Here is a 14902-nt window from a genome sequence, read left to right as displayed (position 1 = left end):
GATCCGGGCAAAGGAGCTCACCATGCCGCGATTACGACGCACCATCTCTTTCCTGGCAGTCGGCGCTCTCGCCGCCCTCTCGCTGAACGTGGTGAGCGGGTCCACCGCCGCCGCGGCGCCGTTCGGCTACCAGCAGCTCAACAGCATCCAGAAACGGCTGGCCTCCGGGCTGCTCACGTCCGAGCTGGGCGCGCCGGCCGCCCTGCGCGGGGCGGCGCCGGGCACCGGGGGCTTCCGCCCGGCGAGGGCGGCCTGCACCGGCCGCTTCGGCCCCGACGTCAAGGTCAACCAGAACTGCCTGAACCTCACCGACCCCGACCTGCAGGGGCGCGCGCAGGCGCAGAACGAGACGTGGGTGGCGGTCGATCCGGCCAACGCCAACCACGTGATCAGCAGTTACAACGACTACCGCCGCGGTGACGGTACGTGCGGTGTGTCGTACTCGGTGGACGCCGGACGGACGTGGGCCGACGCGACCACCCCCAACGGCTTCACCCGGGGCACCGCGTTCGGCGCACCCCGGCAGTACTGGCAGGCCAGTGGCGACACCTCGGTCGCCTGGGACACCCGCGGCAACGCCTACCTGTCCTGCCAGACGTTCCTGCGCGGGCCGGTCGCCTCGCCCAACCCCGACCAGTCCAGCGCGTTCTACGTCTACCGGTCCACCGGCACCAACGGGGCGTCCTGGAACTTCCCGGGCCGGCCGGTGACCGAGCACAACGACGTGGCCGGGGCCGGCGACTTCCTGCTCGACAAGCAGCTGATGACCGTCGACAACAGCCGTACCAGCCGGTTCCGTGACCGGGTCTACGTCACCTGGACGACGTTCGCCGCCGACGGCACGGGCTACATCTACGAGGCGTACTCGGCCGACTATGGCGAGACGTTCAGCACCCCGGTCGTGGTGAGCACGAACAGCCCGCTGTGCGACAACACCTTCGGGCTGCCGACGCCGCAGGGCACCTGCAACGAGAACCAGTTCTCCCAGCCGTTCACGGCGCCCGACGGCACCCTCTACGTGGTCTACGCGAACTTCAACAACGCGGTCGTCGCGCCGGAGAACCGCAACCAGATGCTGCTGTCGAAGTCCACCGACGGCGGGGCCACCTTCGCGCCGCCGGTCCGCGTCGGCTACTACAACGAGCTGCCGGACTGCGCGACCTACCAGAACGGCGCCGACCCCGGCCGGGCCTGCATCCCGGAGAAGGGCCCCTCGGCGAACTCGATCTTCCGGGCCACCAACTACGCGATCGGCGCCGTCGATCCCGCCCGGCCGAGCCGGGTCGCGGTGACCTACGGCTCCTACATCAACCGGCACTCCAACGAGTCCACCGGCTGCACGCCGGCCGGCGTCGCGGCCAGTGGGAACAACCTCTACACCGGGGTCAAGACCGGGACCTGCAACAACGACATCCTTTTGTCGGTCTCGACCGACGGCGGGGCCAGCTTCGCCGCCACCGAGCCACGCACCGCGCCGGTGGTGACCACCGCGCCGGGCCAGGCCCGCAGTGACCAATTCTGGCAGGGCGCCGCCTACACGCCGAACGGCACGTTCGTGGCCGGCTACTACGACCGCCAGTACGGCTCGGACGAGAACACCGGCTTCTCCGACTTCACCGTGTCGCAGTCCCGGAACACGTCCACGTTCCGGCACGACCGGGCCACCTCGTCCAGCATGCCGCCGCCGACCCAGTTCAACGGCACGTTCTACGGCGACTACGCCGGCGTGGCGGTCACCAACCGCACCGCGCACCCGGTCTGGTCGGACACCCGGCCGGTCGACCTGTTCCTGTGCCCCGGCACCGGGACGCCGACCACGCCGCCCGAGGTGTGCCAGGGCGGCGCCGCCAACGCCTCGGTCGCCAACGACCAGGACGTCTACACCGTCGGCGTACCGATCAGATAGGGGGTTCCGTCATGCGAGTCTCTCTGCTGCGCGCCAGCGTCCTGGCCGTGCCGGCCGCCGTGGCCCTGCTGCTGACGACCACCACGCCGGCGGCCGCCAACGTCCCCGTCACCCAGGTCAGCACCGATCCCTACACCGACGCGCAGGCACAACATCAGAGCGAGGTCGAGCCGGACACGTACGCGTTCGGCAGCACCATCGTCAGCGCGTTCCAGGTCGGCCGGGTCTCCGGCGGCGGCGCCTCGAACATCGGCTGGACCCGCTCCGGCGACGGCGGCGCGACCTGGACGAACGGCTTCCTGCCGGGCATAACCACCAACGGCGGGGGCCCGTACGGTCAGGCCAGTGACGCCTCGGTCGCCTTCGACGCGAAGCACAACGTCTGGCTGATCTCCAGCCTCGGTATCAGCGGCTCCTCCGTGAACGTGCTGACCAGCCGCTCCACCAACGGCGGGGTGACCTGGTCGAACCCGGTCACGACGGCCACCGGCTCGCTGGACAAGAACTGGATCGTCTGCGACAACACGTCGAGCAGCCCGTTCTTCGGCAACTGCTACACCGAGTACGACATCACCAGCGCCGGCGACTCGATCCGGATGCGGACGTCCACCAACGGCGGCGCGAGCTGGGGCGCGGCGCTGGCGCCCGGCGGCACGCACACCGGTCTCGGCGGCCAGCCGGTCGTCCTGCCCAACGGCCACGTCATCGTGCCGTACCTGTCGCTGTCGGACACGATCCGCTCGTTCCGCAGCACCAACGGCGGCGCCTCGTGGAACTCGACCGTCCAGGTCAGCACGATCAGCCACCACGACCCGGCCGGCGGACTCCGCGAGGAGCCGCTGCCCAGCGCCGAGGCCGACGCCGCCGGCACCGTCTACGTCAGCTGGTCGGACTGCCGATTCCGCAGCGGCTGCCCGCGCAATGACATCGTGATCTCCAAGTCGACGAGCGAGACCACCTGGGCGGCGCCGACCCGGGTGCCGATCGACGCCACCACCAGCACGGTCGACCACTTCGTGCCCGGCATCGGCGTCGACCCGGCCAGCTCCGGCGGGTCGGCCCGGATCGGGCTGACCTATTACTACTACCCGACCTCGTCGTGCACCGCGTCCACGTGCGTGCTCGACGCCGGCTTCATCAGCTCCACCAACGGCGGCGCCTCGTGGAGCGGCGCGAAGCAACTGGCCGGGCCGATGAACCTGTCCTGGATCCCGAACACCTCGCAGGGCCGGATGTTCGGCGACTACATCTCGACCTCGGTGCGCGCAGGCCTCAACGCGTACCCGATCCTTCCGGTCGCCACCGCGCCCACCGGATCCAGCCTGCATCTCGGCATGTTCGTGCCGACCGGCGGCCTGGCCGTCACCGGCGGCACGAACACCGCCGCCGGCCTCGCCCCGGCCACCACCACCGTCCAGAAGCGACCCGTCGCCACAACCGCCCGATGACAAGACGCGGCGCCCACGGTCGCGCTGACCGTGGGCGCCGCCACCATCGGCCGAGGTCTACTCCAGGCGCACGTTGTCGAGGTCGACCGTGCCCGGGTTGATGTAGACCCACAGGACGCGTACGTCGCGGAGGGCCGCGCTGTCGCAGGACATCTCGGTCTGCAGGTCGATCGATGCCGTGGTGGTGGTGTCCTGGTTGACCCAGGTGAACCCGGACTGGCACCACGCGTACCCGTCGCCGGTCTGCACCGCGACGGCCGCGTTCGTGCCCGCCGTCGCGCTCGTGCGCAGGTCGTATCTCAGCGCCGAGCGGCCGGACATGTCGATCGGCTCGGGGAACGTGACGCCGAACCAGCCGCCGTCGGCCGCGGCGACGCGCAGGCCGTGGGCGCCCAGGGTGGCGAAGTCGGTGGTCTGCTCGACCGTGCCGGCGTTGGTCTGCCAGGACGCGGGCGCCCAGCCCTCGACGCCGTCCTCGAACGAGAAGAGCGTCTGCGTCGCGGACGGGTCGGGCTTGACCGTGACCGTCACCGTGGCCACGTTCGACCACCGGCCGGCCTGGTCCTGGATCACGTACGACACCGCCGCCCGGCCCGCGAACCCGGCGGACGGGGTGAAGGCGAGCGTGCCGGCGCTGTCGACGGTGAAGACGCCGCCGGTGACGGTGGCGGTGGTCTGGCGGCCCTTGACCGCCGGGTCGAGGTCGATCGAAGCCGGGCGGAGCTTGGTGCGGTACGCGATGTCGTTGGCCGCCGGATGCACGGTCACCGGCGTGTTCGCGGCCGTGGTCGCGATGTCGTGGTCGGCGACCGGCGGCAGGGACCGCTGCCCGGACGAGATCTCCGTGGTGGCGTTGGAGATCGTGGTGCACACCGGGCTCGGGCAGTACACGGTGAACCCGTCGTAGTCCGGGTAGAGCGAACCGTCGTCCTGTGACCCGGAGAGGATCCAGTAGAGGAAGCCGTTCCCACCCGTACGGGCAAAGGTGTTGGTCCAGTCCTGGTAGACCGGGTTGCGGGTGGCCTTGTCCGTCCAGCCGAACTCGCCGAGCATCACCGCCTTGCCGAGCCTTTTCGCGGCGACGTTGTGCCGGGTGATGTAGTCGTCGGCCCATTGCGCGGTGCGGTTGCCCCAGCCGTCCGGGTAGAGGTGGTAGGACATCACGTCGACCGACGGCAGCGAGGCGAGCGCGATGCTGTCCACGCCCTCGCCGCAGTTGTCGATCCAGTCGGGAGCGTCCGGGCCGTCGCAGAAGAAGCCCTCGTCGCCCACGCTGACCAGGTGGTTGCGGTCGAGCGACTTGAGGTACGAGGTCATCTCGCCGGCCCAGCCGGTCAGGGTGGCCGTGGTGCAGTGGCCGCTCGGCGGGTAGACCCCGGAGCCCTTGCACCGCGGCTCGTTGCCGAGCTCCCACGTCATGATCGTCGGGTCGTCCTTGTACCGGACGCCGGTGATCGTGTTGACCCGGTTCAGCACATGACTCAGGTAGTCCCGGTACCAGCCCTTGATCACCGGATCGGTGTAGAAGTCGTCGTGGTACGCGGCGCCGCGCCACCGCACGTACTGGTCGATGCCGCCGAAGTCGGACCAGTTGTTGGTCAGCGGCAGCACCAGCCGCTGCCCGTGGCGCCGGGCCGCGTCGATCACGTAGTCGAGCCGTTCGAGGCCGTCCGGGCCGTCGTTGAAGGCCGGCTTCTCCCCGTCCCAGTACTGGAAGTAGACGCCGTCCGGCGCCGGGGCCACCGAGTTGCTGCCGTCGGCGTTGCCGATCAGGCCGAACGCCCAGGTCCGCAGCACGTCGAAGCCGGCCGTCCGTGCGTCGGCGAAGACGTCGTCGACCATCGCCCGGCTTTTGTAGAACAGGTAGTAGTTGTTCGTCCCGCCGAAGCGGAACGGCTTGCCGTCCAGCTTCAGCGTGCTGCCGACGCGGGTGACGAACGCGGGCTGCGCCGCGGCGGCCGGTCCGGCCAGGACGACCGCGCCGGTCAGGGCCGCGATGACGGCGACGAGAGCTCTCCGCATGCCACGGTCTCCTTGATCGATCGACCAGAGCCGATGTTCAAGCTAGCATTTCGGGAGCGCTCCCAAAATGGAGGACCTCGTGAAGTACGGACACTTCGACGACGAGCGGCGCGAGTACGTCATCGACCGGCCCGACACCCCGCTGCCCTGGATCAACTACCTGGGCACCGACGAGTACTTCGGCATCGTCTCGAACACCGCCGGCGGGTACTCGTTCTACCGCGACGCCAAGCTGCGCCGCCTGACCCGGTACCGGTACAACAACGCGCCGTTCGACGTGGGCGGGCGCTACCTCTACGTGCGGGACGACGCCACCGGTGACTTCTGGTCGCCGTCGTGGCAGCCGACGCGCGGCTCGCTGGACGAGTACGAGTGCCGGCACGGCCTGTCGTACACCCGGATCGCCGCCGCCCGCAACGGGATCCGCGCCGAGACGCTCTACTTCGTGCCGCTCGGCGAGACCCTCGAGGTGTGGCGGGTCCGGGTCACCAACGACCGCGGGACGGCGGCCGAGCTCTCGCTCTTCTCGTCGGTCGAGTTCTGCCTGTGGGACGCGCAGGACGACGCCACCAACTTCCAGCGCAACTTCTCCACCGGCCAGGTCGAGGTGGCCGACGGGGTGATCTACCACAAGACCGAGTACCGCGAGCGGCGCGACCATTTCGCCTACTTCGCCTGCTCCGAGCCGCTGGCCGGCTTCGACACCCAGCGCGACACCTTCCTCGGCGCCTATCGCGGCTGGGACGCACCGGTCGCGGTCGAGCGCGGGGAGGCCTTCGATTCGGTGGCGTACGGCTGGGCGCCGATGGGCAGCCACCACGTGCGGCTCGGGCTCGCGCCCGGGGAGAGCCGCGAGGTGATCTTCGTGCTCGGGTACGCCGAGAACCCGCGCGACGACAAGTTCGACCCGCCCGGCTCGCAGATCCTCACCAAGCGGCACGTACGCCCGGTCATCGAGCGCTGGCTGCGACCGGCGACCGTGGCCGAGGGGTTCGCGGCGCTCGGCGACTACTGGGAGAGCCTGCTCGGCGGCCTGCGGGTGACGACGCCGGACGCGGACACCGACCGGATGGTGAACATCTGGAACGCGTACCAGTGCATGGTGACCTTCAACCTCAGCCGGTCGGCGTCCTTCTACGAGTCCGGTATCGGCCGGGGCATGGGTTTCCGCGACTCCAACCAGGACCTGCTCGGCTTCGTCCACATGATCCCGGGCCGGGCGCGGGAGCGGATCCTCGACATCGCGGCGACCCAGATGGCGACCGGCGGGGCGTACCACCAGTACCAGCCGCTGACCAAGCGCGGGAACAACGACATCGGCGACGGCTTCAACGACGACCCGCTGTGGCTGGTGCTCGGCGTCTCGGCGTACGTCAAGGAGACCGGCGACACCACGATCCTGAACGAGCCGGTGCCCTTCGACAACGCGCCCGGCAGCGAGGCGCCGCTGTACGAGCACCTGCGCCGCTCGCTGCGCTACACCCAGCAGCGGCTCGGCCCGCACGGGTTGCCGCTGATCGGGCGGGCCGACTGGAACGACTGCCTGAACCTGAACTGCTTCTCCGACACCCCGGGCGAGCCGTTCCAGACCACCGAGAACGTCAGCGGCGGATCGGCCGAGTCGGTCTTCATCGCCGGGCAGTTCGTGCTGGCGGCCAAGGAGCTGGCCGCGATCGCCGACCTGCGCGGGCTGGGCGGCGAGGCGGCCGAGTACCGCGCGGCGGCGGAGAAGATGACCGCGGTGATCATCGAGCACGGGTGGGACGGCGCCTGGTTCCGGCGGGCGTACGACTTCGACGGCCGCCCGATCGGCTCGAGCGAGGACGACGAGGGTCAGATCTTCATCGAACCGCAGGGCATGTGCGTGCTCGCCGGGGTGGGCGTCGACGACGGGCTGGCCGGGCGGGCACTGGAGAGCGTGGCCGAGCGCCTGGCCACCCCGCACGGCATCATCCTGCAGCAGCCGGCGTACTCGTCGTACCGGATCGAGCTCGGCGAGATCTCCTCCTACCCGCCCGGCTACAAGGAGAACGCCGGCATCTTCTGCCACACCAACCCCTGGATCATGATCGCCGAGGCGATGGCCGGCAACGGCGACCGCGCGCTCGACTACTACCGGCGGATCAACCCGTCGGTCCGGGAGGCGATCAGCGACGTGCACCGCTGCGAGCCGTACGTGTACGCGCAGATGATCGCCGGCCGGGACGCCCCGACCCACGGCGAGGCCAAGAACTCGTGGCTGACCGGCACCGCGGCGTGGAACTTCGTCGCGATCACGCAGTGGATCCTCGGCATCCGGCCGGAGCTGACCGGCCTGCGTATCGACCCGGTGCTGCCGTCGGACTGGCCCGGCTTCCGCGCCACCCGGTCGTTCCGGGGCGCCACCTACGACATCTCCGTCCGCAGGACGCCCGGCGCGACCGGCCGCGTCGCCTACCTGATCGTGGACGGCGACCGCATCGACGGCGCGGTGGTGCCACCGGCCGAACGCGGCGCGACCGTCCGGGTGGAGGCCGTCATCGCAGACTGAGCGGGAACATGGCCCATACGTGCTTGGCGGTGTCGGTGCGGTACCAGCCGACGGCCTGCGCCAGCCGCTCGGTCAGCAGCAGGCCCAGCCCGCCGGCGCCGGCCGGGCGGTGCTCGACCACCGGCGCCGCCTGCGGGTCGTCGTCGACCACGTCGAGCACCAGGTGCCCGTCGGCGCGCAGCAGGGCGACGACGGCGCGCGACCGGCCGTGCCGCAGGGCGTTGCCGGCCAGCTCGGTGGCCACGATCCCGAGCAGATCGGCCAGCTCGTCGGCATCGTCCGCGCCGAGCTCGGCCCGGTTCGCCACCGCCCGGCGCAATGCGTCCCGCAACGTCTGCAATCCGGGCGGCTCCTCGATTGTCCAGGTCGCGATCTGCTCGTCCACCGGCGGCGGGCGCCACACCTTCCACCCCGTCATGTCAGGCTAATTTCCCACCTCATGTCAGATCATTCATCCCACCGGACCGTTTGATCCGCGACGGCGCGGGGTACGGCCCGACGATCGATCGTCCCCCCGAGCACCGGAGTGAGCGATGTCCTTGGAGTATCGGATCGAGCGCAAGGCCGACCGGGTCACCGTCGTGCCCGAGGGCGACATCAGCCTCGAGACGGTCGACGTGCTGCGCACGGTGCTCCGCAACGTGCTCGACAGCCAGCAGCACGTCGCCCGGATCGACATCGACATGAGCGCGGTGACGTTCCTCGACTCGAGCGGCATCGGCGTCCTGGTCGCCGCCCACCGGGCGGCCGCCGCCCGGGGCGCCCGGCTGGCGTTGCGCGAGCCGGCCGCGATGGTCCGGATGGTCCTCGAGATCGCCCACCTCGACGGCATCCTGATGGACGACACCCCGGTCCGCTGACCGGGGTTCATCGCCCCGGCGTTTGCCGATCCCGGCGTTTATCGCCCGGGCGCCAGGGAACCCGGCGGTTCCTGGACCCCGGGAGGCCGTCATGTCCGTCGATGCACCGCGCGCCCGGGAGGCCGCCGGAGGCCGTAGCGTGCTCTCCGGCGTGCTGCTCGGTCTGGGCGTCGCCGCCTTCGTCGACGAGACGGTCTTCCACCAGCTGCTGCACTGGCACCACTTCTACGACAAGTCCACGCCGGCGGCCGGGCTGGTCTCGGACGGCCTGTTCCACGCCGTCAGCTGGTTCGCCACCATCGCGGCCCTGTTCCTGCTGGCCGACCTGCGCCGCCGGGCCGCCTTCCGGGCCCCGCTCTGGTGGGGCGGCCTCCTGCTCGGCGCCGGCGGCTTCCAGCTCTACGACGGCACGGTCCAGCACAAGCTCCTGCGGCTGCACCAGATCCGTTACCACGTCGCGGTCGCGCCCTACGACTGGACCTGGAACATCGTCGCCGCCGTGCTGATCGTCGCCGGCGCGGTGCTGCTGGTCCGAGCTTCCCGCCGTGACCGATGACCGTCACGCCGGGTGGGATCGCCCCGGCCGCCCTGCTCGCGGCCGGTGTCCTCTATCCGCTCGGCGTCCTCGCGGCCCGGCGGCGCGGCCGCTGGTGGCCGGCCGGGCGGACCGCCTGCTGGATCGCCGGCCTCGCCACGGCGGCGATCACGGTGACCGGTCCGCTTCCCCGGGCCGCGCATCACTACTTCGTCGCGCACGCGGCCGGGCATCTCCTGCTCGGCATGGCGGCGCCGCTGCTCCTCGTGCTCGCCGCGCCGGTGACGCTGACCCTGCGCGCCCTGCCCGCGCCCCACGCCCGCGTGCTTTCGCACGTGCTGGCGAGCGGGCCGGCGCGGCTGGCGACGCATCCGGTGACGGCCGCCGGCCTGAATGCCGGCGGCCTGTGGGCGCTCTACGCCACCGGCCTCTACCGGGCGACGGCCGAGTACCCGTGGGTGCACCTGGCGGCCCAGGTCCACGTCATCGTCGCGGGATACCTGTTCACCGCCGCCGTGACCGGAGTGGACCCGGCCCCGCACCGGCCGGGCCCGCGAACGCGGGCCGCCGTCCTGATCGCCTTCCTGGCCGCCCACGCGATCCTCGCCAAGTACCTCTACGCCCACCCGCCGGCCGGCGTCCTCGGCGGTCCCGCCGGCGCCCAGCTCATGTATTACGGCGGGGACCTCGCCGATGCCGTGCTCATCGTCGTCTTCGCCCGGCAGTGGTACCGCGCCGCCGATCCCCACCGGCGGCCCGGAACAGCGGCTCCCCGGATCCCCAGCGTCCCGCCGCCGCGCGTGCCCTGGCGCCTGCCGGACGCGGACCGCCTCCCCGCCCGCCCGAACTGAGGCCGCGGGCGGCCGGCTCAGCGCCGAGTCCGCCGGCCGGGCAGCAGGGCGATCAACACCACGCCCACCACCAGGTGCATGCCGAGCAGCGCCATCCGGCTCCCCGCGCCCTCCCCGCTCCCCAGCGGCCCGGCCAGCGAGAAGATCAACACCACCGAGGCGATGATCCGGTACGTCCGGACGGCGCGCCCGGTCGTGCGCTCCAGCAGTGCGAGCAGGGCCCACGCGGCCAGCCCGGCGATCAGCGCGGTGACCACGACCGCGACTGGGCCGATGCGCTGGACGGCGCCGCCCTGCCGGACGGCGACGTCGACCCCGGCCAGGGCATCGGCGACCGTCCAGACCAGCAGCGCGCCGGCCGCTCCGGCGGCGACGGTGACGGCCCGGCGCGTACGCCGTGCGGTGGTCTTGGTGGTCGGGGCTTGCCGCGTCTCGTTCGTCATGCCGATGAGCATCGATGAGCCGGACGCCCGCGCACATCGGTCCGCGGACGCGACGACCACCAACTTTCGATGGTGTCGGCCGCGGACGACCGCCGGTTAGCCTCACGTCGTGACCAGCGTGCCGTCCACGCCCGAGGACTGCGAACAGCGCCCCCGGGCCGCCTCCCTCGCCCTGCTGCTCGGCGCCTCCGGCGTGCTGACCGCGATGACGATCGTCGGCCGGTGGAGCGACCGGCCGCCCGGCCCGCTGCTGGCGCTCGACATCGCGGCCGGCGTGCTGGGCTGGCTCACGATGCTGCTGATGCGGCGGCGGCCGGTCGCCGCCTCGGCCGTGGCGACCGTGCTCGCCGCGCTGTCACCGGCCGCCACCGCGCCGGCCACGATCGGCGCGCTGCAGGTGGCCCGCCGGGGCCGCTTCCCGGTCGCGGCGGCGATCGCGGCGGCCGGGGTGGCCGCGCACGCCGTGCAGGGCGCGTGGCGGTCGCCCGGCGGCCTGTCGTACGGCTGGTGGCTGGCGCTGGTGACGGCCGGTTACGGCGCCCTGCTCGGCTGGGGCGCCTGGGCGCAGGCTCGCGAGGCGCTGATCCGGTCGCTGCACGAGCGGGCCCGCCGGGCCGAGGCCGAGCAGGCGCGCCGGGTGGCCGAGGCGCGCATGCTGGAGCGTCGCCAGATCGCCCACGAGATGCACGACGTGCTCGCGCACCGGCTGTCGCTGGTGGCCACGTTCGCCGGCGCGATGGAGTACCGGCCGGACTCCTCGCCCGAGCAGCTGTCGCGGGCGGCCGGGATCGTCCGTGACGGCGTGCACCAGGCGCTCGACGAGCTGCGGGAGGTGATCTCGCTGCTGCGCGACGAGCCGGCGGGCGGCGAGAGCGTCCGGCCGCAGCCGGTGCTCGCCGACGTGCCGCGCCTGGTCGAGGAGTCCCGCGACGCCGGCGCCGAGGTGCTGCTGCGGCAGGCGGTGGACGACCCGGCCGAGGCGCCGCCGACGGTGGCCCGCACGGCGTACCGGGTGATCCAGGAAAGCCTGACCAACGCCCGCAAGCACGCCGCCGGCCGGCCGGTTCGGGTCGACGTGCGCGGCGGGCCCGGCACCGGGCTGGAGATCGACGTCCGCAACGAGCTGGCGCCGGAACGCGCGGCGCCGTCCGCCTGGTCCGGCGGCGCCGGGCTGGCCGGGCTGACCGAGCGGGTGCACCTGGCCGGCGGGCGCCTCGACCACCAGGCCGTCGAAGGCGAGTTCCGGCTGCACGCGTCGCTACCATGGCCGGCATGACCCCGCCCGTACGCGTGCTGGTGGTCGACGACGACGCCCTGGTCCGGGCCGCGCTGACCATGATGCTCGACGGCGCGCCGGGCATCGCGGTCGTCGGCGAGGCGTCCGACGGCGCCGAGGTGCCGGCCGCCACCGACGCGCACTCCCCCGACGTCGTGCTGATGGACCTGCGGATGCCCCGGGTCGACGGGGTCACTGCGACCCGCCGCCTGCGGGCGCGCCCGCGCCCGCCCGAGGTCATCATGCTCACCACGTTCGACAGCGACGAGAACATCCTGCACGCGCTGCGCGCCGGGGCCAGCGGCTTCCTGCTCAAGGACACCCCGCCGGCCCGGATCGCCGAGGCCGTCCGGCAGGTGGCGGCGGGCGAGCCGATCCTCTCGCCCCGGGTCACCCGCCGCCTGATCGACCGGGTGGCGGTCCAGGCCGACGCCTACGCGCGGGCCCGGGCCAAGCTCGCCGCGCTCAGCCCGCGCGAGCACGACGTCGTCGTGGCGATCGCCCAGGGGTACGGCAACACCGACATCGCCGAGGCGCTGCAGATGACGCTGGCCACGGTCAAGACCCACGTCTCGCACATCCTGACCAAGCTCGGGCTCGACAACCGCACCCAGATCGCGCTGCTCGCGCACGACGCCGGTCTCGCCTGAACTAAACCTCCGGCGGCGCGGCCAGCGCGATCGTCAGGGCGGAGATCCACTCGGGGTCGCGCAGCCGGTCGCCGTACAGCTGACGCAGCCGGGTCATCCGGTAGCGCACGGTCTGCGGATGGATGAACAGCTCCGCGGCCACCTCCTCGCGCCGGCCCTGGTGCCGCAACCAGCTGCGCAGGGTCTCGGCCAGCTTGGCCGCCGACAGGTCGCGGGCGGCCGACAACGGCTCCAGCACCCGCGCGCGCAGATCGGCCAGGGCCTGCGGGTCGGCGGTCAGCACCAGCGTGGCCAGGTGGTCCTCGGTGTCGACGACGTCCTTGGCGGGCAGCCCGGGCAGCCGCAGCGTGCGTACCGCCCGGTCGAACGACTCCCGGACCCGCAGCCACGGCCGCGTCGGACCGGCCACCGCGCGCTGGCCGCGCAGCAGGCCCAGCACCGCGGCCCGGGAGCCGCCGTCGGCGTCCGGCACCAGCAGCGCCGAGAACTCCGGCAGTTCCGGACCGGCCTCGTTCAGCCGCAGCGTGCGCCGGTCGAGCAGGTCCACCACCGCGCGGGCGGCGTGCTCGGGGACCAGAACGGCGGTCAGCGTGCGCGGCGGCGGCCAGTCGGCGCGGCGGGCGGCGGCCGTCACCTTGTGCTCGGCCTCGCCGGCGAGCAGGGCCTGGGCGAGCTGCTCCAGGCGGCGCAGGCGGTCACGGCCGGAGGAGGCCAGCTCGTCGGCGTGCCCGGCGACGCTGGCCGCCGAGAGCTCGTCGATGTAGGCGAAGACCAGCTCGGCGAAGTGCGCGATGGTGGCGGCCGGCTGCCCGGCGGCGACGCTGGCCGCGGCGAGCTCGTGCCAGGCGACGCGGGCGCCGACCCGGTAGGCGCCGAGCAGCGCGTCGAGAGTCCGGCCGCTGCGGGCCTCGCCGCGGCCCAGCGCGTACGCCGCCTCCAGCGCCGGGGCCAGCGGGGACTGCTGCTCGGGACCGTCGTCGCGGGACACCAGCCCGAGGAAGGTGCCGAGCGCGGCGCGTACCGCCCGCTCGATCTTGGCGCCCAGGTCGCCGGCGAACGCCTCCGCGTACGCGGGCACCTCGGTCATGATCGCGTCGATGGTCTGGGTGGCGACGTGCGGCAGCCGGTCCTGCAGCGGCGCCACGACCTGCGGTGACAGGCGGAAGCTCAGAATGTCGGGAAGCGGCTCGGTCACGACGATTACTCTCGGTTTAAACGCCGTAGCTTGTTCGCGGCGAACAAAGACTACGGTTTGATTCACTTCGGCGGGTAGGGATTATATTCCCGAGACGCAGCAAACTTGTGATGTGGCCGTCCTCAACTCCGTCCGGACGGGCGCCTGGCGCGTGGTCGAACTGATCACCACGCCGGTGGTGCCCGCCGATTACCTCGACGTGATCGCTCCGCTCCGCAATCCGCGGGTGCTCCGCGCCAAGATCGACGCGGTGCGGCCAGAGACGGCGACCAGCGCCAGCCTGCTGCTGCGGCCGGGCCGCGGCTGGGTGCCGCACGAGCCCGGGCAATACGTGCGGGTCGGCGTGGACGTCGACGGCGTACGGCTGTGGCGCTCCTACTCGATCACCAGCCCGCCGGCGCGCCCCGACGGCCGGATCACCATCACCGTGAACGCGGTGCCCGGCGGCGTGGTCAGCACCCACCTCGTCCACCGTGCCCGGCGCGGCATGCTCGTGCATCTCGACCCGCCGGCCGGGGAGTTCCGACTCGGCACGCCCCGGCCGGCGAAGGCCCTCTTCGTCACCGCCGGCAGCGGCATCACCCCGGTCATGGGCATGCTGCGCAGTGCCCTGCACGAGCTCGCCGACGTCGTCGTCGTGCACTCGGCGGCGACCCGCGAGGCCGTCGTCTTCGGCGCCGAGCTGCGGGCGCTGGCCGCGAGCGGCCGGATCCGCCTGATCGAGCGGCACACCCGGGCCGACGGCCGGATCAAGCCCGCCGACCTCACCGAGCTGGTGCCCGATCTCTTCGAGCGCCACGCCTGGGCGTGCGGCCCCAACGAGATGCTCGACGACCTGGAGACCCACTGGGCCGACGCCGAGGCCACCGACCGGCTGCGGACCGAGCGATTCCGCCCGGTGCTGATCAGCGGCGACGGCGGCGGCACGGTCACCTTCGCCGCGTCGGGCGCCGTGGTCGAGACGGACGGCTCGGAGCCGCTGCTCGACTCCGGCGAGGCGGCCGGCGTGCTGATGCCGTCCGGCTGCCGGATGGGCATCTGCTTCAGCTGCGTGCTGCCGCTGCGCCAGGGCGCCGTCCGCGACCTGCGCGACGGGCGGCTCACCGTCGCCGAGCCGGGCGACAACATCCCCGTACAGACCTGCATCTCGGCCGCCGCCGGCCCCTGCACCATCGATTGCTGAGGA

At 72.4% G+C, this 14902-nt stretch carries 13 protein-coding genes; 9 read left to right on the top strand and 4 right to left on the bottom strand.

Features of this window, described 5'->3' with window-relative positions:
* Positions 1–22 precede the first annotated feature (22 nt).
* The gene (locus ACQP2F_RS12760; protein WP_433303704.1) at positions 23–1906 is read left to right on the top strand and encodes a sialidase family protein; all 1884 of its coding nucleotides are present in this window, start codon (positions 23–25) and stop codon (positions 1904–1906) included.
* 11 nt (positions 1907–1917) lie between these two features.
* A complete protein-coding gene (locus ACQP2F_RS12755) occupies positions 1918–3354 on the top strand; it encodes a sialidase family protein (protein ID WP_433303702.1) in 1437 nt (478 codons plus the stop codon).
* Positions 3355–3411: 57 nt separating this feature from the next.
* Here the strand turns inward: ACQP2F_RS12755 and ACQP2F_RS12750 are convergent, their stop codons facing one another.
* Positions 3412–5376, bottom strand: coding sequence for a cellulase family glycosylhydrolase (locus ACQP2F_RS12750; protein ID WP_433303701.1), 1965 nt, complete (start codon positions 5374–5376; stop codon positions 3412–3414).
* A gap of 79 nt (positions 5377–5455) precedes the next feature.
* Between ACQP2F_RS12750 and ACQP2F_RS12745 the strand changes: the two genes are divergently transcribed.
* Positions 5456–7906, top strand: coding sequence for a GH36-type glycosyl hydrolase domain-containing protein (locus ACQP2F_RS12745; protein WP_433303699.1), 2451 nt, complete (start codon positions 5456–5458; stop codon positions 7904–7906).
* Here ACQP2F_RS12745 and ACQP2F_RS12740 read toward each other — a convergent pair.
* Positions 7893–8324 (bottom strand): ATP-binding protein, encoded by a 432-nt coding sequence (locus tag ACQP2F_RS12740; RefSeq protein WP_433303697.1) that lies wholly within the window; start codon positions 8322–8324, stop codon positions 7893–7895. The two genes, ACQP2F_RS12745 and ACQP2F_RS12740, sit on opposite strands and share 14 nt — an antisense overlap.
* A gap of 115 nt (positions 8325–8439) precedes the next feature.
* Between ACQP2F_RS12740 and ACQP2F_RS12735 the strand changes: the two genes are divergently transcribed.
* From ACQP2F_RS12735 to ACQP2F_RS12725, 3 genes are all read left to right on the top strand, one after another.
* Positions 8440–8766 (top strand): STAS domain-containing protein, encoded by a 327-nt coding sequence (locus tag ACQP2F_RS12735; protein ID WP_433303696.1) that lies wholly within the window; start codon positions 8440–8442, stop codon positions 8764–8766.
* A 91-nt stretch (positions 8767–8857) separates the two neighbouring features.
* On the top strand, positions 8858–9322 hold the full coding sequence (locus tag ACQP2F_RS12730) for a DUF2243 domain-containing protein (protein ID WP_433303694.1): 465 nt from the start codon (positions 8858–8860) through the stop codon (positions 9320–9322).
* Positions 9319–10152: a cytochrome c oxidase assembly protein gene (locus ACQP2F_RS12725; protein WP_433303693.1), complete on the top strand. Its 834-nt coding sequence runs from the start codon at positions 9319–9321 to the stop codon at positions 10150–10152. The genes ACQP2F_RS12730 and ACQP2F_RS12725 overlap by 4 nt, the downstream gene beginning before the upstream one ends.
* 17 nt (positions 10153–10169) lie before the next feature.
* On the opposite strand, the gene ACQP2F_RS12720 is transcribed toward ACQP2F_RS12725, so the two are convergent.
* On the bottom strand, positions 10170–10595 hold the full coding sequence (locus ACQP2F_RS12720; protein ID WP_433303691.1) for a DUF6069 family protein: 426 nt from the start codon (positions 10593–10595) through the stop codon (positions 10170–10172).
* A 109-nt stretch (positions 10596–10704) separates the two neighbouring features.
* Here ACQP2F_RS12720 and ACQP2F_RS12715 point away from each other — a divergent pair, with 109 nt between their 5' ends.
* Both ACQP2F_RS12715 and ACQP2F_RS12710 read left to right on the top strand, forming a co-directional pair.
* Positions 10705–11871 (top strand): sensor histidine kinase, encoded by a 1167-nt coding sequence (locus ACQP2F_RS12715; RefSeq protein ID WP_433303689.1) that lies wholly within the window; start codon positions 10705–10707, stop codon positions 11869–11871.
* A complete protein-coding gene (locus tag ACQP2F_RS12710; RefSeq protein WP_433303687.1) occupies positions 11859–12521 on the top strand; it encodes a response regulator in 663 nt (220 codons plus the stop codon). Before ACQP2F_RS12715 ends, ACQP2F_RS12710 begins: the two co-directional genes overlap by 13 nt.
* A 1-nt stretch (position 12522) precedes the next feature.
* On the opposite strand, the gene ACQP2F_RS12705 is transcribed toward ACQP2F_RS12710, so the two are convergent.
* Positions 12523–13716 (bottom strand): PucR family transcriptional regulator, encoded by a 1194-nt coding sequence (locus tag ACQP2F_RS12705; protein ID WP_433303685.1) that lies wholly within the window; start codon positions 13714–13716, stop codon positions 12523–12525.
* 112 nt (positions 13717–13828) lie between these two features.
* Between ACQP2F_RS12705 and ACQP2F_RS12700 the strand changes: the two genes are divergently transcribed.
* Positions 13829–14899, top strand: coding sequence for a ferredoxin reductase (locus ACQP2F_RS12700; protein WP_433303683.1), 1071 nt, complete (start codon positions 13829–13831; stop codon positions 14897–14899).
* The last annotated feature ends 3 nt before the right edge of the window (positions 14900–14902 follow it).

Origin of the sequence: Actinoplanes sp. CA-030573, assembly GCF_050951115.1 — a bacterium.
Lineage (GTDB): Bacteria > Actinomycetota > Actinomycetes > Mycobacteriales > Micromonosporaceae > Actinoplanes.
This window is presented reverse-complemented; position numbering and strand designations above follow the sequence as displayed.

Excerpts from the sequence above, each read along its gene's own strand:
- ACQP2F_RS12725 (WP_433303693.1), top strand. The coding sequence starts at position 9,319 with ATGACCGTCACGCCGGGTGGGATCGCCCCGGCCGCCCTGCTCGCGGCC.
- ACQP2F_RS12720 (WP_433303691.1), bottom strand. The coding sequence starts at position 10,595 with ATGACGAACGAGACGCGGCAAGCCCCGACCACCAAGACCACCGCACGG.
- ACQP2F_RS12735 (WP_433303696.1), top strand. The coding sequence starts at position 8,440 with ATGTCCTTGGAGTATCGGATCGAGCGCAAGGCCGACCGGGTCACCGTC.
- ACQP2F_RS12730 (WP_433303694.1), top strand. The coding sequence starts at position 8,858 with ATGTCCGTCGATGCACCGCGCGCCCGGGAGGCCGCCGGAGGCCGTAGC.
- ACQP2F_RS12740 (WP_433303697.1), bottom strand. The coding sequence starts at position 8,324 with ATGACGGGGTGGAAGGTGTGGCGCCCGCCGCCGGTGGACGAGCAGATC.
- ACQP2F_RS12755 (WP_433303702.1), top strand. The coding sequence starts at position 1,918 with ATGCGAGTCTCTCTGCTGCGCGCCAGCGTCCTGGCCGTGCCGGCCGCC.
- ACQP2F_RS12760 (WP_433303704.1), top strand. The coding sequence starts at position 23 with ATGCCGCGATTACGACGCACCATCTCTTTCCTGGCAGTCGGCGCTCTC.
- ACQP2F_RS12710 (WP_433303687.1), top strand. The coding sequence starts at position 11,859 with ATGGCCGGCATGACCCCGCCCGTACGCGTGCTGGTGGTCGACGACGAC.
- ACQP2F_RS12750 (WP_433303701.1), bottom strand. The coding sequence starts at position 5,376 with ATGCGGAGAGCTCTCGTCGCCGTCATCGCGGCCCTGACCGGCGCGGTC.